Below are 24,442 nucleotides of genomic sequence, written 5' to 3'. Positions count from 1 at the left end.
AACATGCCCCGAATTAGCCGCAATAGGAGAGCCCCATGATCGATTTCGCAGTCAAGTTTTTTCAGGACAGTGGCGTTGCCATCTACTTCAGCATTGCCATCATGGCGGTGGGCCTGGCGATCGCCATCGAGCGCTTCGTCTTCCTGCGTCGTGCACGCAGCGAGAACCGCAAGCTCTGGGCGAAGGTGCTGCCCATGCTGCAAAGCGGCAAGTTCAAGGAAGTGCACAACGCCGCTGCGGGCAGCCACGCCGCCATCGGCAAGATCGTGACCAACGGCCTGGAGCGCATGCAAAGCCCGGCCCGGCGTGAAGACATCGACGCCGCGATGGAAGAAGGGATGATGGAGATCGTGCCGCGCCTGGAAAAGCGCACGCACTACATCGCCACGCTCGCCAACGTGATCACGCTGGTCGGTCTGCTCGGTACCATCATCGGCCTGATCAAGGGCTTCACGGCGGTGGCTGCGGTCAACCCGGCGGAGAAGGCTGAGCTGCTGTCGGCATCGATCTCGATCGCGATGAACAACACCGCGTTCGCGCTGTCGGTGGCCATTCCGTTCCTGCTGATCCACGCCTTCTTGCAGGCGCGCACCACCGAGATCGTCGACGGGCTGGAAGCCGCCAAGATCAGCTTCCTCAACGTGACCGGGCGCATCAAGGCCGAGCAGCAGGTCGGGGCGCGCTGAGATGAGCCCCCACGCTCTCATTCGTTCGCTGCCCCCCGAGGGGGCGCAGGCCTCCCTTGGGGCGGCCCAGCCGGAGTCCTGACCATGGCTGGCAGACGCTTGCGCAAGGAACCGGTGCACCTCGAGGTCACCGCATTCATCAACGTGATCGTGGTGCTCGTGCCTTTCCTGCTGTCCACGGCGGTGTTCTCGCACCTGTCGACGCTGGAGCTCTCGTTGCCGGCGCAGAACTCGGGCGTGGAGCAACTGAAGGTCGACGATCTCAAGTTGGAGGTCGTCATCCGCCCCAACGCGATGGACGTGGGAGACCGCATCGGCGGCCTGATCCAGCACATCCCGAACAACGCGCAGGGCTATGACTACACCGCGCTCTCCACGCTGATGCAGCAGATCAAGACCAAGTTCCCGAACACCAAGTCGGCCAGTGTGCTCGCGCAGCCCGACACCGCCTACGACGTGCTGGTGCAGGTCATGGATGCGGTGCGAGAGACACGGCCTGCCGATGCCAAGGCCAAGACGCCGAACTTCGAGCTGTTCCCGGACATCTCGGTCGGCGACGCGCCTGTCAGCGCCGCCAAGAAATAGCGAAGGGCCTCCCATGAAAATGACGCCGATCGAGAAGCGCGCCGCACGGCTGGCGCGCAACCAGTCCGGGCTCGACATGAACCTGGTGGCGCTGATCGACATCTTCACGATCCTGATCTTCTTCCTGATGTCGAGCACCGGCATCGAGGTGCTGACCAACGCGCGCTCCGTGAAGCTGCCGCTGTCCACGTCCGAGAAGGTGCCGCGCCAGACCATCGTGGTGGCGGTGAGCGACACCGACATCGTGGTCGAAGGGCGCAAGGTGGCGAGCGTGGCCGAAGCGAGCGCCTTGAAGGACGACCTCATCCCCGGCCTCAAGGCCGAGCTCGACCTGCTCGCCAGCCGCCAGGTGCTCGGCGCCGACAAGGACGGCGCAGCCAGGGCGGTGACGATCATGGGCGACAAGAACATCCCCTACAGCCTGCTGCGCAAGGTGATGTACACGAGCGCCCGCGCGAACTTCACCGAGATCGCGTTCGCCGTGCAGAGGAAGACCTGACCATGGCCGCTCTCGCAATCACCTTCCGTCCCGATGTGCTGGCCTGGGCCAGCGTGCCCGAAGACGACCAGCGCTTCCGACGCATCCTGAACGTGGTGCTGGCGATCGTCGCGCTGCTGTGCATCTTCTTGCTGCTGATGCCCAAGCCAGTCGTCGACCGCGCCGCGCCGGTCGAACTGTCGGTGCCGGTGGCCAAGCTGCTGATCGAGCAGCGCGAGCCTCCCAAGCCGCCGCCCAAGGCACCGGAGCTCACCAAGAACACCGACGCTCCCGTCCCAGAGGCCAAGCCGGGTACGCCCGAGCCAGTCAGACCCGAGCCGGCAAAGAAGGCCGCCCCCGTGCCCGAGGCGCGTGTGCCGCAGCCGAACCGCCCGCCGGGTGAGATCGAAGGTGCGCGCCGCAAGGCTGCCGGCGTGGGTTTGCTCGCCATGAAGGAAACACTGGCCGAGATGCACAGCGCGCCCACCGCGGTGCAGCTCAATCCCAACGTGAAGCAGGGCCCTGGCGTGGGTTCGGGTGTGGGCGTGGGTGTCGGGGCCGGCAAGGATGCCGGCGTGCCCGATCGCGCCATGATCACCTCCAACGCCACGGGCGGCAGCGGTGGCATCAACACCGCCGGCTACAGCCGCGACACGGGCGGCGGCGGCCTGGCGGGTCGATCGACCACGCTGGTCGAAGGCGTGGCCGGTGGCGGTGGGGGCGGTGGCCTGGGTGGTGGTGGCCGTGGCGGCACGGGCGCCGGTTCTGGCCAGGGCGGTGGCGGTGGCACGTTGCAGCGCGCCGCCGGTGGCAAGGCCTCACGCTCGATCGAAGACATCCGCCTCGTATTCGAGCGCAACAAGGGCTCGATCTACGCGATCTACAACCGTGCCCTGCGCGAAGATCCGACGCTGCAAGGCAAGGTCGTGCTCAAGCTGACGATCGCGCCTTCGGGCGAAGTGACCGACCTGCGCATCGAGTCGAGCGAACTGAACTCGCCCGACCTGGAGCGCAAGCTGCTGGCGCGCATCAAGCAGTTCGACTTCGGGGCCAAGCAGGTCGAGCCGATGGTGGCGACCTACCCGATGGACTTCCTGCCGTCGTAAGGGCTGGGCGCGATCGGCCGGATCAGATCGCTTGATCGCGCAGGGGGCAACAGCCTCCCGTCGTCGATTTGGGGTGGGGGAACGTGGATCTGCACCAAAGGGCAGGCCGATCGAGTCACCCAGCGGATTGCTCTGAGCTTTCGGGTCCCGCATGATGTGAGGGACTGCGGGTAGCCGTTCGGGCCGCCCCGTTCTCACCTTGAGCAATCGTCATTCCATATGAAACGTCCCTTGATCCGGCTGGTCGCCGTGGCGATGGCCGCCTTGCTGCAGGGGGCGTTCGCTCCGGTGGCGCATGCCCTCCCCGAGGCGTTCCGCGACCCCGAAGACCAGCAACTCGATCTCTCGGAGTGGTTGGTTGACCGGAAGGGCTTTCTGCCGGTTCCGATCATCATCACCGAGCCTGCCGTCGGCTATGGCGGCGGCTTGGCGCTCATGTTCCTGCGCAACTCCATGCGCGAAAGCGCCGAAAAGGCGAAGGAGACCGGCCTGCTGGAGCCGCCAGACATCTGGGTGGTGGGCGGTGCGGCCACGGAGAACGGCACCAAGGTCGGATTCGCGGGCGGCATGGCCAGCTTCGATGAAGGGCGCTGGCGCTACCGCGGCGGCGTCGGCCGGGCGGACGTGAACCTCGACTTCTACGGCATCGGCAACAGCACCACCGGTGCCAACAGTGTGGGCTACTCGCTAGACGGTTGGATGTCGATGCAGCAGGTGCTGCGTCGGCTGGGGCAGACCAACAACTGGCTTGGCTTTCGCTGGATCTACCTGGATCTCGACAGCGCCTTCGACACGCCCGGCGGGCCGATCTCCAACCTGTTGCCTCACGAATTCAGCCGCAAGGCTTCGGGCCTCGGCCTCACGCTCGAGCACGATTCGCGCGACAACATCTTCACTCCCTCGCGGGGCTGGCTCGGGGCGCTCAACGCGAGCTTCTACGACCCCGACTGGGGCAGCGATACGCGCTTCCAGGCCTACCGCGCCCACGTATTCGCCTACTGGCCTGCGGCGAAGGACCTGGTGGTCGCAGGGCGCGCCGATGGCCGAAGCGTGAGCGGGCGCACGCCGTTCTACATGCTGCCCTTCATCGACATGCGCGGTATACCGGCCGCGCGCTATCAGGACGACAACACCGGCCTGCTCGAAACCGAGCTGCGCTGGAGCGTGACGCCGCGCTGGGGCGTGGTGGGCTTCATCGGCGCGGGGCGCGTGTGGGGGCGAAGTGTCGAGTTCGACGAGGCGCCTTCGTTGGTCAGCAAGGGGGTTGGCTTTCGCTACCAGATCGCGCGGCGGCTGGGCATCTGGGTGGGCGTCGACTACGCGCGCGGACCCGAGGGTGGTGCCGGCTACATCCAGGTGGGCAACGCCTGGCGTTGAGGGGCGTGGAGCGGGATCCTCCCGAACCCATGTGCACGCCTGCAGCGCCGGCCTTCATCAAAGGGCAGGGCACTGACCGACACTGTGCCCGGCCCACGTCAGACTGCGAGCCGGCAAGAGAATCTGCACCGACCACTTCACGAAGCCAGCACTTCGGTCCATGATCCGCCCGACGCCCACGCCAAGGAAGCCGCACCACCGATGATCTCCCGTTGCCACCGACTCGTCGGCGCGCTGTTGCCGACCTTGTTTCTTGCGGCCTGCGCCAGCAGTGCGCTCTCGCCCGAACTGCAACCCATGCGCCAAGGCACGATCGAGCGGATCACGCCGACACAGATTGCGGGCGCCAGCCACACCGGGGTGGGCGCTGTCGTCGGCGGCGTGGCTGGCCTGGGCATCGGCAACCTCGTGGGGGGCGGCACGGGGCGCGACGTGGCCGATGTGATCGGTGCCCTGGGGGGCAACCCGCCCAATGGCGACGATATCCAGCGCAGGTACGAGCAACCCATCGACGGCCATGACATCGTGGTGCGCATCGGCAACGGCGTGCTGTTGTTCGTGACCCAGCCGCTCACGCGCGAGCTGAGCGTCGGGCAGCGGGTCTACATCGAGGGGTCGGGCGAGCAGGCGCGGGTGATTCCGCGCTGACCGTCTTGCCGACTCCGCCCGATGGGGCGCCGGCGCTCAGGCGTTGACGACGCTGCGCACGGGTGCCACCTGCAGGCTGAGCATGGAGACCGCCCGCACCAGTTCGGCGAGCGAGTCCACTTCCATCTTCTCCATGATGCGAGCCCGGTGTGCCTTGACCGTGCGCTCGGCCGCGCCGAGCTTCCAGCCGATCTGCTTGTTGAGTGCGCCGCCGACCACCATTTCAAGCACATCGCGCTCGCGGTTGGTCAGTCGGGCGTAGCGGGCGTGCAGGCTCACCAGCCGCTGCTGGGAAGCGCGTCGCGCCGAGTCGTTCTCCACCACTCGCTCGACGATCCCCAGCAGTGCCTGCTTGTCGACTGGCTTGAAGAGGAAGTCGGCCGCGCCGGCCTTCATGGCGCGCAGGGTCTCGTGGACCGTCGCCTCGGCGGTCACGAAGATCACCGGCAGAGGCTGAGGCTCCAGCGAGATCATTTGCTGCAGATCGAGGCCGCTGGGGCCGGGGAGATGGATGTCGAGCACCAGGCAACCAGGTGCGTGGCCAATGCCCTCCAGCAACAACTGGCCGACCGAGGCGTACTCTGCAACCTGCAGGTTTGCACCACGGAAGACACGTGCGACGGACGTACGGTACGCAGCGTCGTCGTCGATCAGACGAACGATGGGTGACTCCTTCGGCTGGGAACTCACCACTGCCTCGAGCATTCGCTAACCTCATTTTTCATTGGGTTGGGCGCCGCCGCCGTGGGCCCCGAATTTCAAGTGCCCTTTGGTGCGGGGCCCCTGAAACGAAGGGCGGGTGGGTGCGAATCTAGCGCCAACCTGTGACAAGTTCCAATTCCATGACAGTCCTCACGGGTTTGGGTCGGAGGCAAGCAGTTTCACGAAATTACAGAGCACAATCGCCGCCCTTTTTTCTGCCCCAAGGTGCCGTGAACCTGTTGGGGGATTGCTCGAAGGTTCAGCGCCCGACCATGTGCTGCGGCACCACCCACCTGTCGAACTGCTCGCCGGTGAGGTGACCCGAGGCGATCGCGGCTTCACGCAGGCTCGTGCCTTCCTTGTGCGCCTTCTTGGCGATGTAGGCCGCCTTGTCGTAACCGATGTGCGGGTTGAGGGCGGTTACGAGCATCAGCGAGCCCTGCACCAGCTGGGCAATGCGTTCGCGATTGGGCTCGATGCCGACGGCGCAGTTGTTATTGAAGCTCACCATGCCATCGGCCAGCAGGCGCACGCTCTGCAGGAAGTTGTGCGCCACCACCGGGCGGAACACGTTCAACTCGAAATTGCCGCTGGCGCCGCCGATGTTGATGGCGACGTCGTTGCCGAACACCTGCGCGGCCAGCATCGTGACCGCTTCGCTCTGCGTCGGGTTGACCTTGCCCGGCATGATCGACGAGCCTGGCTCGTTCTCGGGGATCGTCAACTCACCGATGCCACTGCGCGGGCCGCTGGCGAGCCAGCGCACATCGTTGGCGATCTTGGTCAGGCTCGCAGCGAGGGTCTTCAGCGCGCCATGGGCGTGTACCAGCGCGTCTTGCGAAGCGAGCGACTCGAACTTGTTGGGTGAGGTGATGAAGGGCAAACCGGTGATGGTGGCGATCTCGGCCGCCACGCCTTCGGCGTAGCCCTTGGGGGCGTTCAGACCGGTGCCGACTGCCGTGCCGCCCAGCGCCAACTCCTGCAGGTGCGGCAACGAGGCTTGAACGTGCCTCTTGCCGTGCGCGAGCTGCGCCACCCAGCCCGAGATCTCCTGGCCCAGCGTGAGCGGCGTCGCATCTTGCAAGTGGGTGCGGCCGATCTTCACGATGTCGTCGAACGCCTCGGCCTTGGCCTGCAAGGTGGCGTGGAGCAGGTCGATGGAGGGGAGCAGCTTGTTCGTCAGCGCATCGACGGCGGCCACGTGCGCCGCGGTCGGAAACACATCGTTCGACGACTGGCTCTTGTTCACGTCGTCGTTCGGGTGCACCAGGCGGCCCTCTCCGCGCTCGCCGCCGAGCAGTTCGCTCGCGCGGTTGGCGATCACCTCATTGAGGTTCATGTTGGTCTGCGTGCCCGAGCCGGTCTGCCAGACCACGAGCGGGAACTCGCCAGGGTGCTTGCCGTTGATGACCTCCTGGGCGGCGGCGACGATGGCGTCCTTCTTCTTGACGTCGAGCAGGCCGAGCGCGTGGTTCACCGTGGCCGACGCGCGCTTGACCTGCGCGAGCGCGCGGATGATCTCGCGCGGCTGCTGCTCGCCGGAGATGTCGAAGTTCTGCAGCGAGCGCTGTGTCTGGGCGCCCCAGAGCCGGTCGGCCGGTACGTCGATGGGGCCGAAGGTGTCGCGTTCGATTCGTGTCGCCATGATGAGTGCTCCGCAGTGAGGCTGGCAGGCTGGCTGTGGGCGCGCACCTGCACGCAGCCGATTCGCCCGGGAGCGAGAGCTTAGTCATCTGGTGCGACCGCCCGCCAGCCTGCGGGCCATGACCCCATCCCTGGCAGCGGCTTGGCGAGCGACGGGGCGCCAGCCCCGCCGCGGCCGTCAGGAGCTTGAACTCGCAGCCGGCTCGAATGGCTCGGGCGTCGGCTTGGTCTGCCCCGGCGTGTCGCTGGGCCCCTCTCCGGCCGGGATGTTCGGCAGGTGGTGCGCAATGCCCTTGTGGCAGTCGATGCAGGTCTTCTCCCTCGTCACGAGGTACTTGGTGTGCATCTCTTGTGCGCGCGGGCTCTGGCGCGTGAAGTCCATCGACTCGTAGTTGTGGCAGTTGCGGCACTCGAGCGAGTCGTTGGCCTTGAAGCGCGCCCACTCGTGCTGCGCCAGCTCGAGCCGCTTGTCGCGGAACTTGTCCTGCGTGCTGATGGTCCCGAAGATCTTGCCCCACACCTCCTTGGACGCCTGCATCTTGCGCGCCATCTTCGACGTCCAGTCGTGCGGCACATGGCAGTTGGAGCACACGGCGCGCACGCCGGATCGGTTGCTGTAGTGGATGGTGGTCTTCAGTTCGGCGAAGACGTTGTCGCGCATCTCATGACAACCCGTGCAGAAGGCTTCGGTGTTGGTGGCCTCCATGGCCGTGTTGAAGGCGCCCCAGAACACAATGCCGGCCACGAAGCCCGCGATCGTGAGCACGCCCAGGCTGATGTGCGTGGCCGGGTGGCTGATGACTTTCCAGTACCGCTTGGCGAGTTTGATGAGCATGTCGGCCCCCGTTTACTTGTTGGCGGGTGTCTTCGCGGGCGCCGTCGCAGGCGCGGCCGCGGGGCTCTTGCCCATCAAGGTCTGGATGGTCTCGAAGCTGTTGCCCACGATCGGGCGCACAGGCTCCTGCGCAACGTGGCACTGCAGGCAGAAGTAGCGTCGCGTGGAGATCGTCGGCAGCGTCTTGCCGGCGCGATTGATGTAGTGCGTCGGGCTGATCGGCACCGCCTGCGTGAAGCCGGTGCGTTCGAGCGCATGGCAGTCGAGGCACTTGTTGAAATTGCGGTCCACCTGGTAGCCGTCGATCCGATGCGGGATCGTCGGCGGCTGCATGTCGTAGGCGCGGGGCCGCCGCTCGTCGTTGTTGACCCAGTTCGTGAGCCGGGGTGGGGTGGTCGTTTCGGGGATGGGGGTCGGGCCGCGTGCGGCATCGATGAACGAGGGCGCTGAGGCGGCAGCCGCCGCCTGCTGCTGCGCATGGCCCTGGCCGGCCACCAGGCAAAGCGCGGCGAGGGCGATATGGATGAGGCGCGCGCTCATACCACCACCTTCGAGATCTTGACCGCGCACTTCTTGAAGTCGGTCTGGAAGGACAGCGGGTCGGTCGCGTCGAGCGTGACCTTGTTGATGAGCACGCTCGCGTCGAACCAGGGCACGAACACGAGGCCCCGCGGCGGCTTGTTGCGCCCGCGCGTCTCGATGCGCACCTTCATTGCGCCGCGCCGAGAGGCGATCTCGACCTCGGAGCCGCGCCGCAGGCCCAGCGACTCGGCGTCATCGGGGTGCATGTAGCAAACGGCATTGGGCACGGCCTTGTGCAGCTCGGGCACGCGGCGCGTCATCGAGCCGGAGTGCCAGTGCTCCAGCACGCGGCCGGTCGACAACCAGAACGGGTAGTCCTTGTCGGGCGACTCGGCGGGCGGCTCGTAGGGCAGGGCGAAGATGTTGGCCTTGCCATCCGGGTTGCCATAGAACTGCCAACCGGTACCGGCCTTCACGTAGGGGTCGGTGCCCTCCTTGTAGCGCCAGCGCGTTTCCTTGCCGTTGACGACCGGCCAGCGCAGGCCGCGCACCTGGTGGTAGCTGTCGAACGGCGCCAGGTCGTGACCGTGGCCACGCCCGAAGGCGGCGTACTCCTCGAACAGGCCCTTCTGCACATAAAACCCGTAGGCCTTGGACTCGTCGTTCGCGAACCCGGCTTCCATCTGGCTGGCCGGGTACTTGTCGACATTGCCGTTGCGGTACAGCACTTCGAACAGCGTCTTGCCCTTGAGTTCGGGCTTCTTGGCCAGCAACTCGGCCGGCCAGACCTCGTCGGTCTTGAAGCGCTTGCTGAACTCCATCAACTGCCACAGGTCGGAGCGCGCCTCGCCGGGCGCGTTCACGAGCTGGTGCCAGAAGTGCGTACGGCGCTCGGCGTTGCCATACGCGCCTTCCTTCTCGACCCACATCGCTGAAGGCAGGATCAAATCGGCCGCCACGGCGGTGACAGTGGGGTACGCGTCCGACACAACGATGAAGTTGTCCGGGTTGCGGTAGCCGGGGTAGCCCTCCTGCGAGAGGTTGGCGGCCGCCTGCATGTTGTTGTTGACCATCACCCAGTAGGCGTTGAGCTTGCCGTCCTTGAGCATGCGGTTCTGCAGCACGGCGTGGTAGCCCACCTTGTCTGGGATGGTGCCTTCGGGCAGGCGCCAGATCTCCTCGGCGTGCGCGCGGTGCTTGGGGTTGGTCACCACCATGTCGGCAGGCAGGCGGTGCGAGAAGGTGCCCACCTCGCGCGCCGTGCCGCAGGCCGAGGGTTGCCCGGTGAGCGAAAACGGGCTGTTGCCGGGGGTGCTGATCTTTCCGGTCAGCAGATGGATGTTGTAGACCATGTTGTTCGCCCACACACCGCGGGTGTGCTGGTTGAAACCCATGGTCCAGAACGACACCACCTTGGTCTTCGGGTCGGCGTACAGCTCGGCGAGCGCCTCCAGGCGGTTCTTCGGCACGCCGGTGAGCTTGGCGGTGTAGTCGAGATCGTATTTGGAGACGAACGCTGCGAACTCATCCAGCGTGATCGGCTTGGAGCCGTTGGCGTCGCCTGCGTTCTTCGCCGCCTTCTGCAGAGGGTGCTCGGGCCGCAGGCCATAGCCGATGTCCGCGTTGCCGAGCTTGAAGTTCACGTGCTTGGCGACGAACTCCTTGTTCACGCGGTTCGTCTTGATGATGTGATGCGCGATGTAGTTCAGGATCGCCAGATCCGTCTGCGGCGTGAAGGTCAGTTCCAGGTCGGCCAGCTCGTAAGAGCGGTGCTCGAAGGTCGAGAGCACGGCCACCTTCACGTGCGGGGCGCTCAGGCGGCGGTCGGCCACGCGAGTCCACAGCACCGGGTGCATCTCGGCCATGTTGGAGCCCCAGAGCACGAAGGCGTCGGTGGCTTCGATGTCGTCGTAGCAGCCCATTGGCTCGTCCATGCCAAACGTGCGCATGAACCCGACCACGGCGGATGCCATGCAGTGGCGTGCGTTGGGGTCGAGGTTGTTGGAGCGAAAGCCCGCCTTCATCAGCTTGACGGCGGCGTAGCCTTCCCAGACCGTCCACTGCCCCGAGCCGAACATGCCCACGGCGGTCGGGCCCTTCTCCTTGAGCACGCGCTTGAACTGCTCGGCCATCACGTCGAAGGCCTCGTCCCACGACACATGCTCGAACTCGCCATCCTTCGCGTACTTGCCGTTCTTCTTGCGCAGCAGCGGTCGTGTCAGGCGGTCTTCGCCGTACATGATCTTCGAGAGGAAGTAGCCCTTCACGCAATTCAGGCCGCGGTTGACCTCGGCATCGCGGTCGCCGTGGGTGGCAACCACGCGGTTGTCTTTCACCGCCACCATCACCCCGCAGCCTGTGCCGCAGAAACGGCAGGGTGCCTTCGACCACTTGAGATTGGCCGGCCCGGCTTCTTCGCCGGGCCACACCTGCTGCGCCGTGGCGGGCAATGTCACGCCAGCGGCGGCGGCCGCGGCGGAAGCGGCGGTCTGCCTAATGAAGTCCCTGCGGGCGATCGGCATCTGAAACCTCCTCGTTCATGGATTCGGCGGTATCCGCGCACTGGTACACCAGCGCTGCGCTGATCACGCCCTGAAACTGCTGGATGGCTGACACGGCATCGAGGATCGGCCCACTGCCAAGCGCCTCCATCGTGACGACCACCTTGCCTTCGGGCGTGGCGGCATGCACTTCGGCGCCGGGGATCTCGGCGACGCTGGCGGCCACGTTCAGCACCTGGGCGGGCATGGCGTGCACGATGAAGCTGGCGATGTGGACTTCGTCCGCGGCGTCGGGCGCAGCGGCGGAAATGCTGCGCATCTCAGTGCCCCATGGGCCCGGGCGGGCCCGCGAACACCTGGTACATCCATACCAGGAACCCATAGCCGGCCACGATGATCACCGCCAGAAGGGGCGCCATCACGGCTGTGAGGAAGAGGAAGCTCTTGACTTCTTCGGCTTTGGTGACGGGCTGGCTATCGTCCACGTTGGACCTCCGGCTGGCTTGAGCCCGAACAAGGGGTCGGGCGTCGGGGCCGGTTTTAGCGCCATGCACCAGGATGGTCAATGAGCCGGTGCCATCGCGGCACCAAAGGGCAGGCCAGTGCTGCCGTTGGTGCATCGACCGCCGCGAGGCGGCCGACTGGCATGGCTCAACAGACGTGCCAAACGAAAGAGGGGCCCACTTTGCAGTGGGCCCCTCTTGAATATTGGCTCCTCGACCTGGGCTCGAACCAGGGACCTACGGATTAACAGTCCGGCGCTCTACCGACTGAGCTATCGAGGAACAGCCTCGCATTATAGCCTGACTTTTGGCCAGCGCTTAGAGTGCGAATTCAAGCGACAGGCGGAAGGTGCGCGGCGCCACAGGATAGAGGTAGACGTGGTCGTACTGGTAGGGCGATTCGCGCCAGGCGCGGCGGTCGAACACGTTGTCGACGCCGGCACGCCAGATGAGCGCCGTGCCCGACAGCTTCTGCTCGTAGCGGGCCGACAGGTCGGCCAGGCCGTAGCCGGGGATGCGGGCGCTGTTGTCGGGCAGCACCATGCGGTCGCTCACGCCCAGGGCGTCGGCTTGCAGGCTGAGGCCGGGTAGGGCCGCCAGGTCGTAGCGCACCTGCAGCTTGGCGGTCTGGGCGGACACGTTGACCGGGCGTTGGCCATTGGACTCGGGCGTGCCCACGCTGCCGTGTCGGCGGGCGCGCAGCGCTTGCAGCGCGCCCTGGAACATCCATGGGCCGGCGCGCCACGCGGCGTTGGCTTCGATGCCTTGGTGCACGGCTTCGCCGTCTTCCTTGAGTTCACCGCTCACCGTGCCCCACTCGGGCCGCTCGATGTAAAACCAGGCGAAGCCCCAGTTCGCCTGGGCCGTGCCGACCTTCACGCCCACCTCGTACTGCTGGCTCTTGGATGCGGGCAGGGCCTGGCCCGCATTGCTGTAGGTGCTCGGGCGATTCGGGACGACTTCACTCTCGACCCCCTGGCCCCAGCTGCCGTAGATCATCTGTTCGGGCGCGAAGGTATAGGTGGCCGCGACCGAGGGCGTGGTGAACGACTGCGAGTAGCTGGTGGATTCGGTGCCATCTGTACGCACTGACTCGCGCTTGAGGTGCGTGTTGCGCAGCCCCAGCCACAACGTGAGGCTGTCGGTAAGCCGCATCGCGTCTCGCATGAAAAGCTCGGTGGATCGTTCGTCGCGGTTGGTGCCGGTGTCGTTGTGGCTGTTGTTCGGGTAGGTGGCGAGTGTGCCTTCGATGTTGCCGATGCCCGAGGGCACGGTCTCGAAGGGGTTGGCAAAGCTGCGGTCGTAGGTCTGCTCACCGAAGCGGTTCTTGATGCGGGTGAAAAGTGTGCCGGCTTCCCAGGTGTGTTGCAGGCTGCCTGTCACGGCCTCGCCCCGCGCGGCGATCTGCAGCGTGTCGGTCTGGCGGCGCTCGTTCTCGCTTCTGAAGTCGTAGAGGTCGTAGGTGCCGTCGCTGCAATAGCGATCCCAGTTGCCTTCGGCCTCGCATCCGTAGGGGAAGGCGAGCCGGTCATCGGTCTTCAGGCGCTGCGTGGCGGCGTGAAGGCTCAGGCTCCAACCGTCCATCTTGTGGGTACCGCGCAGAGACGCGGTGTCGGCATCCATCACGACCGGTTGCGACCACGGCTGGTTGTTGAGGTTGATGCGCGGGTCGGTCGGGCCTGGCACGTTGGCGCCCAGCATGCTGAATCCCGGTTGGCTGGGCTGTGAGCGGTGGCTGGTCTCGAACTCGGCTTCGAGCAGCGTGGCCGGGCTGATGCGCCAATCGCCGGCCACCGAGAACAGGTATCGCTCGCCCTTCGCGCTGCGCAGTTGGGGGTCGAGGTGCTCGTAGGCTGCGTTGACACGCGCGCCGAATGCACCCTGATCGCCGAAGCGCTGCCCGAGGTCGACGCTCCCGAGCACCGAGCCCGCTTCACGCCAGGCGAGTTGTGCCTCGCGCACGGGCGCATCGGTGGGCCGCTTGACAACCAGATTGACCAGGCCGCCGGGCGAACTGGTGCCCGCCTGCACACCGCTCAGACCCTTGAGCACTTCAACGGTGGCCTTGTTGTCGAGCGGAATGGAGGTCTCGGCGTTGATCGGCAGCCCGTCGCGCCGGTAGTTGAAGCGGTTGTCGAGCACGAAGCCGCGCACGCTGAGCATGTCCCAGTAACCATCGGAGTTGTAGGCGTCGCTGACCGAAGGGTCGAACTTCACGATGTCGGCCAGTCGCTGCGCGCCCCGATCGCGCAATTGCTCGGCCGAGATGACCGTGCCTTGCACGGGTGTGGCTGAGAGGGGGGTGTCACCCCAGCCCGCGACCGACGCCACCGGCTCGATGCGGCCGGTGACGGTGACGGGTGCGAGCGTTGCGCTCTGGGCCTGCGCGCCAGTGGCTGCGGTCAGGAGCAGGGCGGCGGCGGCAAGGGGTGTACGGGAGACGTGAAGCGGGCGGATCGTTGCCATCGTGTGGTCCGGGAAAGCGATGGCAGGTTGGCGAGCACAGGCCGCTTCGGCGCGGGGGCGTGGGGCCCGGTGCATGCTTCCCTGCGCGAGGATTACCTCAATCAGGTTCAAAGGGACTCTCTCAGTCAAACCCGAGGCCTTGCAGGCCACCGTGTTCAACACCCCTAGCGAGTGCCGCGCAGAGTGCGCAGCGGCGGGATTATCGGTCAGTCGTCGAAGCTCGGCGTCTCGACACCCAGGACCTTGTGCAGCTTCGGGCTGGTGGTCGTGTACTGCAGCTGGATGCGCTTGTCCGGGAACACGTACGGCGCCGCAGCAAAGGCCGCGAGCGCAGCCTCGTGAAAGCCCGAGAGGATCAGCTTCTTCTTGCCCGGATAGGTGTTCACATCACCTACCGCAAAGATGCCGGGCGTGCTGGTCTCGAACTTCTCGGTGTCGACGACGATCTGCTTGCGTTCGAGATCGAGCCCCCATTCGGCAATGGGGCCGAGCTTGGGGCTCAGGCCGAAGAACACCAGAAGCATGTCGAGCGGTACCACGCGCGTCACACCGTCGCTCCCGGTGACCTTGACGCCCGTGAGGCGGCTGTCGGCCTCCTCGATGCCGGTAACCTGGCCGACGATGAACTGCATCTCCATTGCTTCGCACAGCTCGCGCATCTTGGCCACGCTGGCCGGCGCGGCCTGGAAGCCATCGCGGCGGTGCATCAGGATCACGCTTGCGGCCTTGTTGGGGCCGTCTTGCGCGAAGTTGAGCGTCCAGTCGAGCGCGGAGTCACCGCCCCCGACGATCAGCAGGTTCTTGCCGGCAAACTGCGCCGGGTTCTTGATGCGGTAGTGAAGCTGGCTGCCGTCGTACTTGTCGAGACCGTCGATCTTCAGCATGCGCGGCTGGAAAGCGCCCACGCCGCCGGCGATGAAGATGGTCTTGGCGAGAAAGCGGGTGCCCTTGTTCGTTTCGACGTGGAAGCGGCCGTCGTCGAGCTTGCGCACCACGCTCACTTCGTGGCCAAGGTGAAAGGTAGCGCCGAAGGGCTCGATCTGCTTGAGCAGGTTGTCGGTGAGTTCCTTGCCGGTGCACATGGGCACGGCCGGGATGTCGTAGATCGGCTTGTCGGGGTACAGCTCGATGCACTGTCCGCCCGGGTAGGCGAGCGAATCGATGATGTGGGCCTTGATCTCAAGCAGGCCGAGCTCGAACACCTGGAACAGCCCGACGGGGCCGGCGCCAACGATCAGCGCGTCAGTTTCGATCGGGCTGCCTTGCAGGCTGCTGGCAGCCGATACCTCGGTGCTGTTGACGCTCAGGTCCATCGGGTGACGGCGAGACTTACTTGATCAGCTCCGAGAGCTTGCCGGTGCGGTCTTTCCATTCATCGGCGTCGGGGAGCGCGGGCTTGCGCTTGGTGATGCTCGGCCAACCGCTCTTTGCGAGTTCTGCGTTGAGCTTGATCATGTGCAGTTGATCGGCAGGCACGTCTTCTTCCGGCAGGATCGCGTTGGCCGGGCACTCGGGGATACACACGGCGCAGTCGATGCATTCGTCGGGGTCGATGGTCAGGAAGTTCGGGCCTTCGCGGAAGCAATCGACGGGACACACGTCCACGCAGTCGGTGTATTTGCAGCGGATGCAGGCTTCGGTGACGACGTGGGTCATGGCTCTTGCTTGGTAGAAGTGGCAGGTGGCGATGCTTCGCCCGGGAGCGAAACCGCGTATTTTAGTCGGTCGAGGGTTTCCACGGAGAGGGAGGAATCCCCTGAAGCCCCGGCTGGCGTGCAGGTCAAGGCGCGAGCGCCAGCCCCCACGGTCACGACGGTCGGGCGGCCGGCGTGCAGCATGCTCGCCTGCGAAAGCTCGTCAACCCGGTGCTCGGTGTGCAGGGCGTCTGGCCAGCCGGCACGCGACACCAGGCTGGCGGGTGTGTCGGCAGGCCAGCCGGCGTCGAGCAACTGGCGCGACAGCGCGGCGAGTTGCTTGCCGGCCATGTAGTAGATCTCGGTGTCGGCGGTGCGGGTGGCGTGCATGTCGCCGCTGCGCGTCATGGCGGTGGCCAGGCTCACGCTGCGGCCCGTGCCCCGGCGCGTCAGCGGGCGCAGGCTGCTGGCGGCCGCCGCAATGGCGGCTGTGACGCCTGGCACCACTTCGCAGGAGATGCCGGCTTCGGCCAGGGCGTCGAGTTCTTCTTCCAGCCGGCCGAAGATGCTCGGGTCGCCGCCCTTCAGCCGTACGACCGTGGCGGCTTCGCGGGCATGCTGGACGAGCAGGGCATTGATCTCCGTCTGGGCCGTGCTGTCTGAAAAGCCGCGCTTGCCCACATCGACCCAGTTGGCCTGAGGTGCAAACGCCTTCAGGGCCGGGTCGGTGAGTGCGTCGAACAGAACGACGTCGGCAGTGGCGAGCAGTCGCGCGCCACGCAAGGTGATCAAGTCGGCGGCTCCAGGGCCTGCCCCGATGAAGATCACACGACCGGTCATGCTCAGGCCTGGCCCTTCACCAGCAGCGCACCGCTGGTGCGGTTGCTGGCCGGGTCGACGATGATCAGCGCGCCGCCGACCCGGTTGGACTCGAAGGGCTCTACCGGCAGCGGCTGCTGTGTCTCGACGATCACGTGGCCGATCTCGTTCACCGCGAGTTGGTGCGCTTCGGTCGCTTCGAGCGAGTGGATGTCCAGGCGGCTCTCGATGCTGGCGATGCGCGCCTGCACCCAGCGGTTGCCGTGGCGCACCCAGTACTTGCGGCCCACCTGCGCGGGCTCGGTGTCGAGCCACGCCAGCGTGGCGCTGAAGCGGGTGGTTTCGTGGATGGTCTTGGGCGTGGCAATCCAGTCGCCGCGCGAGACGTCGAGTTGCCGGTCGAGCACCACGCCGGCAGAGCGGCCAGCCTCGACCTCGCCGACGGCTTCGCCTGCGAGCCGAACCTCGGCGACGACGGCGGTCTGGCCGCTCGGGAAGATCTGCACCTCGTCACCGGGCTTCACGCGGCCATGGGCCACGCGGCCGAAGAGTTGGCGTGACTGGTTGCCCGTGCCTTCGCCTTCGCGGGCGACGTACTGCACGGGGATGAGCAGGTCACCGTCCTTGCGCTCCTGCAACGCCGGCAGGGATTCGAGCAATTGCAGCAGCGAGGGGCCGTCGTACCAGTCGGCATCGAGCGGCTGGGTGACGTTGTCGCCACGCAGGGCCGAGACGGGGATGATGCCGGCGACGGCAATGCCAGCCTGCTGGGCGAACGCGGTCAGCGACTCGCTCACGGCCTTGAAGGCGTGCGCCGGGTCGGCGGCCGCATCGAGCTTGTTCACGGCGAACACGATGCTGGGCACGCGAAGCAGGTGCGCGAGCAGCGCGTGGCGGCGCGTTTGCGGCAAGAGAGGCACGGGGTTCACCGAGGTGTCGAGCTTGGTGATGTCGACCAGCACCACGGCGGCGTCGCTGCCGGCCGCGGCGGTCACCATGTTGCGCGTGTACTGCTCGTGGCCGGGGGCGTCGGCAATGATGAACTTGCGCTGCTTGGTGGCGAAGTAGCGGTAGGCCACGTCGATCGTGATGCCTTGCTCGCGCTCGGCTTCGAGACCGTCGGTCAGCAGCGAGAGGTCGATCGGTGCGCCGGCGGCGCGCTTTTCCAGCGTATCGAGCTGGTCGGCGAGGATAGCTCGGCTGTCATACAGCAGGCGGCCGATGAGGGTGCTCTTGCCGTCGTCCACGCTGCCTGCGGTCAGGAAGCGCAGGGCGCGGTGGTCTTTCACTTGGGGGGCTGCGGTACTGCTCATGATCAGAAATAGCCTTCCTTCTTGCGGCGCTCCATCGAAGCATCCGAGGTGCGGTCATCCATGCGGGTGGCGCCGCGCTCGCTCACGGTGACCTTGAGCGTCTCGGCCACGATGTCTGTGGCGTTGGCGGCGGGGCTTTCGACCGGGCAGGTGCAGGTCATGTCGCCCACTGTGCGGAAACGCACTTGCGCGGTCTCGATCTGTTCGTCGCCCTCGGGCGGCGTGACCTCGGTCAGCGGCACCAGCAGGCCCTTGCGGCGGATGATCTGCCGGTCGTGTGCGTAGTACAGGCTCGGCAGCGGGATGTTCTCGCGGGCGATGTAAAGCCACACGTCGAGTTCGGTCCAGTTGCTGATGGGGAAGGCGCGCATGTGCTCGCCCGGCTTGATGCGGGTGTTGAACAGCGTCCAGAGTTCGGGGCGCTGCTCCTTGGGCTGCCATTGGCCGAAGCTGTCGCGGTGGCTGAAGATGCGCTCCTTGGCGCGCGCCTTTTCTTCGTCGCGGCGGGCACCTCCCATCAGCACGTCGAAACGGTGTTCTTCGATGGCTTCGAGCAGGGCGACGGTCTGGTGGCCATTGCGCGATTCGAGCGGGTGGCTCAAGCGAACCGTGCCGCGCTTGATCGAGTCTTCGAGGTGGCCCACCACCAGGCGCTCGCCCATCTCGGCCACGCGGCGGTCGCGGAATTCGATCACTTCCGGGAAGTTGTGGCCGGTGTCCACGTGCAGCAGCGGGAAGGGCAGGCGGCCCTTGAACTCGCCGTCCTTGCCACGGGTCTTGAAAGCCTTCTCGGCCAGGCGCAGCACCACGCACGAATCCTTTCCGCCCGAGAACAGCAGGGCGGGGCGCTCGAAGGCGGCCACGGTTTCGCGCAGGATGAAGATGGCTTCTTCTTCGAGCCAGTCGAGGTGGGAGTGATCCAGCTCGGGGAGCAGTTGCTCCACGGTCAGGGGGGCATTCATTTGCGTTCTCCGATCATCGAGACAGCGGCCGTCTCTGAGCCAAGGGCATCTGCACCATGCACATGAAGGCCGCACTCCTTTGCTTTTTCGTCTTCCCACCACCAGCGGCCGGCGCGGAAGTCTTCACCCACGGCGATGGCCCGCGTGCAGGGCTCGCAGCCGATGCTGGGCATGAACTCGTCGTGCAGCGGGTTGTAGGGCACGTTGTGGATGGCCACGTAATGCCAGACGTCGTTCCAGGTCCAGTCGGCCAGCGGCTGGAACTTGGTGCGGCCCTTGTCGTCGAGCTCGCTGAAGGGCACGTCGCCGCGGTTGTTGCTCTGCTCGCGGCGCAGGCCGGTGACCCAGGCCGTGCGGTTGGCGAGCATGCGCGACAGCGGCTCCAGCTTGCGGATGCCGCAGCAACCCTTGCGCAGGTCGATGCTCTCGTACATCGCCTTCTCGCCGTGGTTCTTGACGAAATGGATCACTGCGTCGGCTTCAGGGCGGTAGACCTCGACCTGCAGGCCGTAGTGCGATTCGATGCGCGGGATCAGCGCCGACGTCTGCGCGTGCAGCTTGCCGGTTTCGAGCGTGCCCAGCGCAATGGGAATCTGGTGACGGGCGATCAGGTCGGTCAGCACCATGTCCTCGACACCGAGGCTCGTGGCTTGAACCACCTTGCCGGGGTGCTCGGCCGCGGCCTGCTTCAGCACGGTCAAGGCGTTGGCCACGCGCCGGTCGAAATCGGGGGTGAGCCGGTCGTAGAGGTCGATGGCGCTCATATCGATGAACCGGCCTGGTTGAACTCTTCCTTCGCGTACTCCTCGCCGGTCGGGCGAGCGAAGAGCGGGCGGCGCTCGTTCACGTCACCCTGGTAGTAGCCCGGGAAGAAGTGCAGCGCACGGTCCGCCGCTTCGAGCGACTGGTCAGCGCGCAGCGCGACGGCGTTGAAGCCGCTGCGCTCCATCAGGGTGACCATGTCGACCAAGGCTTCGCCGGTCGCGCGGATCTCGCCCGCGAAGCGATAGCGCGCGCGCAGGATGTGCGCCTGGCTGTACGCGCGGCCGTCTGTCCACTTGGGGAACTGCAGCACGACGAGGCTGAGGCGGGGCAGGTCGGCTTCGAGGCTTTCGATGTCGGCGTCGTTGGGGAAGATGACGCCAACGGGCATGCCCTGCGGCCAGCTGGCCCGCGTGCCTTGCCACTGGCTCCAGGTGAGCAGGCTGTTGGCGGCGGGGGTCACGGTGACGAGCGGCCCGTCCTCGCCACTCAGGGTGTGCCAGCTGTCGTGGGTGGTAACGATGAACTTCATGCTGTCGATCTCTTTCAGGCGTGCTGGGCGGTCGTGCGGCGCTGGGCGTTGGCGGCGGTCTTGAAGGGGTCGAGGCCGATGCGCTTGACGGTGTCGATGAAGCGCTCGGCCGCGCTGCTGCGCTGGGCACGGTAGGTGTCGAGCACCGCTTCGACCACGTCGGCCACTTCGTCGGCCGAGAACGAAGGGCCGATCACCTTGCCGGCCGTGGAGGCGTGGCCACTGATGGCCGAGCCATCGAGTCCACCCAACGAGACCTGGTACCACTCCTTGCCGTCCTTATCCACGCCGAGGATGCCGATGTGCCCGCTGTGGTGGTGCCCGCAGCTGTTGATGCAGCCGCTGATGTGCAGATCGATGTCGCCGATGTCGTAGAGCTCGTCGATGTCGTCGAAGCGCTCGGTGATGTCGGCAGCGATCGGGATGGAGCGTGCATTGGCCAGTGCGCAGAAGTCGCCACCGGGGCAGGCGATCATGTCGGTGAGCAGGCCGATGTTGGGCGTGGCGAAGCTCGCGGCGCGTGCGGCCTCCCACAGCGCGAAGAGATCGCTCTCTTTCACCCAGGGCAGCACGAGGTTCTGATCGTGCGAGACGCGCAATTCGCCATGGCTGAACTTGTCAGCGAGTTCTGCGGCGAGTTCCATCTGCGTGTCGGTCGCGTCCCCCGGGGCTTGGCCGGTGCGCTTGAGCGAAAGCGTCACGGCGCGGTAGCCGGTCACCTGGTGCGCGTGCACGTTGCGCTCGGTCCAGCGCTTGAACGCGTCGGGCGCATCGCTGGGCACCACGAGCTTGCTGCCTGCGATGGGTGCCACGCCGGCGGGGCGCACGAAGCAGGCGTTCACGCGGTCGAACTCGGCCTGAGTGAGGATGTGCGAGGAACCGTCGAGGTCGCGCTCCAGGATGTTCTTGTATTCAACCGCGACTGCGTCGATGAACTTCTGGCCCTCGGCCTTGACGAGGATCTTGATGCGCGCCTTGTACATGTTGTCGCGGCGACCGTAGCGGTTGTACACACGCACGATCGCCTCGATGAACACGAGGATGTTCTGCCAGGGCGTGAACTCGCTGATGACCGTACCGGTGATCGGCGTGCGGCCCATGCCGCCGCCCACGAGCACCTTGAAGCCGACCTCGCCCGCGTCGTTCTTGAGCAACTGCAGGCCGATGTCGTGCCAGGCGATGGCGGCGCGGTCTTCCTTGGCGCCGCTGACGGCGATCTTGAACTTGCGCGGCAGGTGCGCGAACTCTGGGTGCAGCGTGCTCCACTGGCGCATGATTTCGCAGTACGGGCGCGGGTCGACGATCTCGTCGGCCGCCACGCCGGCGAAGCAGTCGCTCGTGATGTTGCGGATGCAGTTGCCGCTGGTCTGGATGCCGTGCATCGAGACCGATGCCAACAGGTCCATCACGTCGGCTGCCTGGGGCAGTGGAATCCAGTTGTACTGGCAGTTCTGGCGCGTGGTGAAGTGGGCGTAGCCGCGGTCGAACTCGCGGGCGATGCGTGCCAGCATGCGCAACTGGGCGCTGCTCAGTTCGCCGTAGGGCACAGCAATGCGTGCCATCGGTGCGTGGCGCTGGATGTACCAGCCGTTTTGCAGGCGCAGCGCGCGGAAATCGTCTTCTGCCAGCTTGCCGGCGAGATTGCGCTCGAGTTGATCGCGAAATTGCGCTGCGCGTTGCTTGACGAACTGGGTGTCGAAGGGGGTGTACTGGTACATCGTTGGAGACTCAGTGAATGACTTTCAGGCCGGCCGTCACCAGTGAAACGCACAGCAGCGTGCGCACCAGGCGGTCCGGCATTTTCCGCGTTAACTGGGCGCCGACCCAGATGCCCGGGATCGAACCCACCAGCAAGGCCGCCAGAAGCGACCAATCGATGTGCCCCATCATGGCGTGCCCGGCGCCGGCCACGAGTGTCAAGGGCACGGCATGCGCGATGTCGGTGCCGACCAGGCGGCGAGCTTCGAGGCGCGGGTACAGCAAGAGGATCAGCGTCGCCCCGATGGCGCCCGCGCCGATCGAGCTCAGCGTGACCAGCACGCCCAGGATCAGCCCCGACAGGACCGTGAAATAAGGCTTGCGCGACTCGGGGATCCATCGCTCGAGCTTCAGCCCGACGTTGTGCCACGCCTTCTTGTAGGCCACCGTGACGGCCGTCAGCAGCAGTGCGATGCCGAGCGAAAAGGTGAGTGCACTTGCCCACCCCTTGGTCACGCCAGTGAAGTGCATCAGTGCCAGCGTGGCGATGGCGGCCGGGATGCTGCCGGCCAGCAATTGCCACAGGATCTTGTAGTCGACGTGACCGTGGCGGTGATGGGCGATGGAGCCCGAGGTCTTGGTGATGGCCGCGAACCATAGGTCGGTGCCGATGGCGACCGCCGGGTTCAGCTTGAACACGGTCAGCAGCAGGGGCGTCATCAGGGAGCCGCCACCCACGCCGGTCAGCCCGACGATGGCGCCAACCCCGAAACCGCTCACGATCGCAATCAAGTCCATGGAATGCCCGGTGGGCTCGCGCAAGGGCACGCGAGCAGGGCCGCACTTTATTCAGCGTCTATATATATAGAAAGTACAAATATGTAGGGTGCTTATTCCAGTAGAGGATAAGTCGGGTTGGGCGTGCAAGCACAAACCTAGAATCCGCCGCATGCTTGAACGCTCGAATCTTGCGCGCAGCGCCCGGCGCATAGGCCTGCCGCTTTGCCTTGCGGCCCTGGCCGCCTGTCAGACCGCTCCCATCGCTCCCACGTCGCCCGTTCCGTCAGTCGGAACCAGCACTCCTCCTGATACCGCCGCGCCGGCGCCCGTTGCCCCCACTTTGCGGCCGCCGCGGGTCGGCCTGGCACTGGGCGGGGGCGCAGCCCGAGGGTTCGCGCACATCGGCGTCATCCAGGTGCTGGAAGAGAACGGCATCAAGGTCGATTGCGTCGCCGGCACCTCCGCCGGCAGTCTTGTGGCCGCGCTGTATGCCTCGGGCAAGGACGGCAAGGCGCTTGCGACCATGGCCGACAGCATGGACGAATCGGCGTTCGCCGACTGGGCGTTCCCCGGCCGCGGTCTGATCCGTGGCGAGGCACTGGCGCGCTTCGTCCGCACGCACACCGGTGGGCGATCGATCCAGCAGATGCTGATCCCGCTCGGCATCGTCGCGACCGACCTCGACAACGGTCAGCCCATCCTGTTCCAGGTGGGCGACCCGGGCGTGGCCGTGCGGGCCTCCAGCGCGGTGCCGGCGGTGTTCACGCCCGTGCGCATTGGCACGCGCGAGTACGTGGATGGTGGCCTGGTGTCACCCGTACCGGTTCGCTTCGCCCGTCAGATGGGCGCCGAGGTAGTCGTTGCGGTGGATATATCGGCCATACCCGACGGCAATCCCACGGGTGACCCGATGCGCATGCTGCTGCAGACCTTCGCCATCATGGGCAAGAGCATCAACAGCTTCGAACTGCGCGAGGCCGACGTGGTGATGCGGCCCAAGTTGGCCGGAGTATCGAGCGCCGATTTCTCGTCGCGCAAGCGTTCGATCCAGGCGGGGCGCGAGGTGGCTCTGGCGATGCTCCCGGAACTGAAGTCGCGGATCGCCGCCAAGATGCACTGAGCGCCTAGAGCCGAGTTCTGCCCTGAAAAACAAAACGGCCCGGTGTTGCCACCGGGCCGAAAAGGTATCTGTAACGAAGAAATTCGTGGATACCGAGGAGACAACCTTTCAGGGAGACCACGAGCATCGCCCGTGGAATCTTTCAGATACGGCTCTCGGCAAGAAGTTCAACCTCACAGCCAAAAAGTTTTGTGATCAGGCAGCGCGCTTGGTCTTGGTGGCGGCTTGCGTGGCCTTCACAGCGGTGCTGGTCAGGGCTTGGATGTTGGCTTCGGCCACTTCGGACGCCTGCTTGGCAGCCTTGTGCACCGATTCGTAGGCGTTGTTGGCAGCGGCCACGGCCGACTTGACCAGGGCCACGGCGTTCTCGGAGCCAGCCGGCGCGTTCTTCACGGCGGTGTCGACCAGCGCCATGAACTTCTTCTGGGCGTCGGTGGCTTGTGCTTCGGCAACCTTGCTGATGTCGGCATTGGTGCTGGCGGCGATGTCATAGACATAGCGGCCGTACGCAGCGGCCTTCTCGGCGGCCGGTTGCAGCAGGCCGGCTTGCAGGGCCAGCAGCTCTTGCGCGTCCTTCACGGACAGTGCAGCCTTGGTGTTCTCGGCGGCTTCTCCCCAAGCGGTCTTGGCCACTTGCAGGTTCAGTTCCACCAGCTTTTCGATGCCTTCGAATGCCTTGCCAGTCAGGCCGAAAAGGGTTTCTACGTTGGCCTTGTGGGCGGCAATGACTTGTTCAGCGGTCAGCATGATTCGTAATCTCCATTGGTTA

General features: G+C 65.8%; 25 protein-coding genes and 1 tRNA gene. 7 read left to right on the top strand and 19 right to left on the bottom strand.

Annotation, left to right across the window (positions count from 1 at the left end):
• The first annotated feature begins 35 nt into the window (after positions 1 to 35).
• The 6 genes from AC1KAR_RS03035 to AC1KAR_RS03010 all read left to right on the top strand — a co-directional run bounded on the left by AC1KAR_RS03035 (position 36) and on the right by AC1KAR_RS03010 (position 4,880).
• Positions 36 to 686: a MotA/TolQ/ExbB proton channel family protein gene (locus AC1KAR_RS03035; protein WP_480314474.1), complete on the top strand. Its 651-nt coding sequence runs from the start codon at positions 36 to 38 to the stop codon at positions 684 to 686.
• A gap of 84 nt (positions 687 to 770) precedes the next feature.
• Positions 771 to 1,271 (top strand): ExbD/TolR family protein, encoded by a 501-nt coding sequence (locus AC1KAR_RS03030; protein ID WP_480314473.1) that lies wholly within the window; start codon positions 771 to 773, stop codon positions 1,269 to 1,271.
• Positions 1,272 to 1,284: 13 nt separating this feature from the next.
• The gene (locus tag AC1KAR_RS03025; protein ID WP_480314472.1) at positions 1,285 to 1,770 is read left to right on the top strand and encodes an ExbD/TolR family protein; all 486 of its coding nucleotides are present in this window, start codon (positions 1,285 to 1,287) and stop codon (positions 1,768 to 1,770) included.
• Between the two features lie 2 nt (positions 1,771 to 1,772).
• The gene (locus AC1KAR_RS03020) at positions 1,773 to 2,855 is read left to right on the top strand and encodes a TonB family protein (protein WP_480314471.1); all 1,083 of its coding nucleotides are present in this window, start codon (positions 1,773 to 1,775) and stop codon (positions 2,853 to 2,855) included.
• A 219-nt stretch (positions 2,856 to 3,074) separates the two neighbouring features.
• Positions 3,075 to 4,232 (top strand): BamA/TamA family outer membrane protein, encoded by a 1,158-nt coding sequence (locus AC1KAR_RS03015; protein WP_480314470.1) that lies wholly within the window; start codon positions 3,075 to 3,077, stop codon positions 4,230 to 4,232.
• A gap of 201 nt (positions 4,233 to 4,433) precedes the next feature.
• Positions 4,434 to 4,880: a hypothetical protein gene (locus AC1KAR_RS03010; protein ID WP_480314469.1), complete on the top strand. Its 447-nt coding sequence runs from the start codon at positions 4,434 to 4,436 to the stop codon at positions 4,878 to 4,880.
• 36 nt (positions 4,881 to 4,916) lie between these two features.
• On the opposite strand, the gene AC1KAR_RS03005 is transcribed toward AC1KAR_RS03010, so the two are convergent.
• The 18 genes from AC1KAR_RS03005 to AC1KAR_RS02920 form a co-directional block, all read right to left on the bottom strand.
• Positions 4,917 to 5,570 carry a response regulator transcription factor gene (locus tag AC1KAR_RS03005; protein WP_480314468.1) on the bottom strand — a complete coding sequence of 218 codons (654 nt, stop codon included), beginning with the start codon at positions 5,568 to 5,570 and terminating at the stop codon, positions 4,917 to 4,919.
• Between the two features lie 271 nt (positions 5,571 to 5,841).
• Complete coding sequence (gene fumC, locus AC1KAR_RS03000) at positions 5,842 to 7,227, bottom strand: class II fumarate hydratase (RefSeq protein ID WP_480314467.1); 1,386 nt, start codon at positions 7,225 to 7,227, stop codon at positions 5,842 to 5,844.
• Positions 7,228 to 7,404: 177 nt separating this feature from the next.
• Positions 7,405 to 8,061 carry a NapC/NirT family cytochrome c gene (locus AC1KAR_RS02995; protein ID WP_480314466.1) on the bottom strand — a complete coding sequence of 219 codons (657 nt, stop codon included), beginning with the start codon at positions 8,059 to 8,061 and terminating at the stop codon, positions 7,405 to 7,407.
• A gap of 12 nt (positions 8,062 to 8,073) precedes the next feature.
• Complete coding sequence (locus tag AC1KAR_RS02990) at positions 8,074 to 8,601, bottom strand: nitrate reductase cytochrome c-type subunit (RefSeq protein ID WP_480314465.1); 528 nt, start codon at positions 8,599 to 8,601, stop codon at positions 8,074 to 8,076.
• Positions 8,598 to 11,105 (bottom strand): periplasmic nitrate reductase subunit alpha, encoded by a 2,508-nt coding sequence (gene napA / locus AC1KAR_RS02985; RefSeq protein ID WP_480314464.1) that lies wholly within the window; start codon positions 11,103 to 11,105, stop codon positions 8,598 to 8,600. The genes AC1KAR_RS02990 and napA overlap by 4 nt, the downstream gene beginning before the upstream one ends.
• Complete coding sequence (locus AC1KAR_RS02980; protein WP_480314463.1) at positions 11,077 to 11,403, bottom strand: chaperone NapD; 327 nt, start codon at positions 11,401 to 11,403, stop codon at positions 11,077 to 11,079. The genes napA and AC1KAR_RS02980 overlap by 29 nt, the downstream gene beginning before the upstream one ends.
• 1 nt (position 11,404) lies before the next feature.
• Entirely contained in the window at positions 11,405 to 11,569 is a 165-nt protein-coding gene (gene napE, locus AC1KAR_RS02975; protein ID WP_480314462.1) for a periplasmic nitrate reductase, NapE protein, read from the bottom strand.
• Positions 11,570 to 11,793: 224 nt separating this feature from the next.
• Positions 11,794 to 11,869, bottom strand: a tRNA-Asn gene (locus tag AC1KAR_RS02970).
• 36 nt (positions 11,870 to 11,905) lie between these two features.
• Positions 11,906 to 14,053: a TonB-dependent siderophore receptor gene (locus AC1KAR_RS02965; RefSeq protein ID WP_480314461.1), complete on the bottom strand. Its 2,148-nt coding sequence runs from the start codon at positions 14,051 to 14,053 to the stop codon at positions 11,906 to 11,908.
• 206 nt (positions 14,054 to 14,259) lie between these two features.
• Positions 14,260 to 15,366 (bottom strand): NAD(P)/FAD-dependent oxidoreductase, encoded by a 1,107-nt coding sequence (locus AC1KAR_RS02960; protein WP_480314460.1) that lies wholly within the window; start codon positions 15,364 to 15,366, stop codon positions 14,260 to 14,262.
• 16 nt (positions 15,367 to 15,382) lie between these two features.
• Entirely contained in the window at positions 15,383 to 15,709 is a 327-nt protein-coding gene (gene fdxA / locus AC1KAR_RS02955; protein ID WP_480314459.1) for a ferredoxin FdxA, read from the bottom strand.
• Complete coding sequence (gene cobA / locus AC1KAR_RS02950; RefSeq protein ID WP_480314458.1) at positions 15,706 to 16,527, bottom strand: uroporphyrinogen-III C-methyltransferase; 822 nt, start codon at positions 16,525 to 16,527, stop codon at positions 15,706 to 15,708. Before cobA ends, fdxA begins: the two co-directional genes overlap by 4 nt.
• A gap of 2 nt (positions 16,528 to 16,529) precedes the next feature.
• A complete protein-coding gene (locus AC1KAR_RS02945; protein ID WP_480314457.1) occupies positions 16,530 to 17,819 on the bottom strand; it encodes a sulfate adenylyltransferase subunit 1 in 1,290 nt (429 codons plus the stop codon).
• 2 nt (positions 17,820 to 17,821) lie between these two features.
• On the bottom strand, positions 17,822 to 18,781 hold the full coding sequence (gene cysD / locus AC1KAR_RS02940; protein ID WP_480314456.1) for a sulfate adenylyltransferase subunit CysD: 960 nt from the start codon (positions 18,779 to 18,781) through the stop codon (positions 17,822 to 17,824).
• Positions 18,778 to 19,545, bottom strand: coding sequence for a phosphoadenylyl-sulfate reductase (locus tag AC1KAR_RS02935; RefSeq protein ID WP_480314455.1), 768 nt, complete (start codon positions 19,543 to 19,545; stop codon positions 18,778 to 18,780). The genes cysD and AC1KAR_RS02935 overlap by 4 nt, the downstream gene beginning before the upstream one ends.
• A complete protein-coding gene (locus tag AC1KAR_RS02930) occupies positions 19,542 to 20,075 on the bottom strand; it encodes a DUF934 domain-containing protein (protein ID WP_480314454.1) in 534 nt (177 codons plus the stop codon). The genes AC1KAR_RS02935 and AC1KAR_RS02930 overlap by 4 nt, the downstream gene beginning before the upstream one ends.
• 14 nt (positions 20,076 to 20,089) lie before the next feature.
• Positions 20,090 to 21,793 (bottom strand): nitrite/sulfite reductase, encoded by a 1,704-nt coding sequence (locus AC1KAR_RS02925; RefSeq protein WP_480314453.1) that lies wholly within the window; start codon positions 21,791 to 21,793, stop codon positions 20,090 to 20,092.
• Between the two features lie 10 nt (positions 21,794 to 21,803).
• Positions 21,804 to 22,571 (bottom strand): sulfite exporter TauE/SafE family protein, encoded by a 768-nt coding sequence (locus AC1KAR_RS02920; protein WP_480314452.1) that lies wholly within the window; start codon positions 22,569 to 22,571, stop codon positions 21,804 to 21,806.
• A gap of 151 nt (positions 22,572 to 22,722) precedes the next feature.
• On the opposite strand from AC1KAR_RS02920, the gene AC1KAR_RS02915 reads away from it, so the two are divergent.
• Positions 22,723 to 23,673 carry a patatin-like phospholipase family protein gene (locus AC1KAR_RS02915; RefSeq protein WP_480314451.1) on the top strand — a complete coding sequence of 317 codons (951 nt, stop codon included), beginning with the start codon at positions 22,723 to 22,725 and terminating at the stop codon, positions 23,671 to 23,673.
• A 195-nt stretch (positions 23,674 to 23,868) separates the two neighbouring features.
• On the opposite strand, the gene phaP is transcribed toward AC1KAR_RS02915, so the two are convergent.
• Positions 23,869 to 24,423: a TIGR01841 family phasin gene (gene phaP, locus AC1KAR_RS02910; protein ID WP_480317739.1), complete on the bottom strand. Its 555-nt coding sequence runs from the start codon at positions 24,421 to 24,423 to the stop codon at positions 23,869 to 23,871.
• Between the last annotated feature and the right edge of the window lie 19 nt (positions 24,424 to 24,442).

The organism is Piscinibacter sp. PDB1-1, assembly GCF_056675995.1.
This window is presented reverse-complemented; position numbering and strand designations above follow the sequence as displayed.